We start from the raw sequence: 411 nt of genomic DNA on the forward strand, positions 1-411 counted from the left end.
TTCGCTCGCCACTACTAAGGGAATCTCGGTTGATTTCTTTTCCTCAGGGTACTTAGATGTTTCAGTTCCCCTGGTTCGCCTCTTGCACCTATGTATTCAGTACAAGATACTCAGCTTATGCTGAGTGGGTTCCCCCATTCAGAGATCTCTGGATCACAGTCTGTTTGCCGACTCCCCAAAGCTTATCGCAGGCTACCACGTCTTTCATCGCCTCTGACTGCCAAGGCATCCACCGTATGCGCTTCTTCACTTGACCATATAACCCCAAGCAATCTGGTTATACTGTGAAGACGACATTCGCCGAAAATTCGTACGTTGCTCTTTCGAGCAGAACTCACAAATTTTACCTTAGCCTGATCCACCAGCAGTGAAACTGGTGTTCAGTCTATATCTATCACATATCCGAATTTT

General features: G+C 46.5%; 1 rRNA gene. It reads right to left on the reverse strand.

The annotated features are described in order from the left end of the window. Nucleotides 1–256 (reverse strand): 23S ribosomal RNA (locus tag ACF8RA_RS25620); the annotation flags it as partial. Nucleotides 257–411: the final 155 nt, after the last annotated feature.

The organism is Pseudomonas sp. FYR_5 (genome assembly GCF_043106315.1).
Lineage (GTDB): Bacteria > Pseudomonadota > Gammaproteobacteria > Pseudomonadales > Pseudomonadaceae > Aquipseudomonas > Aquipseudomonas putida_Y.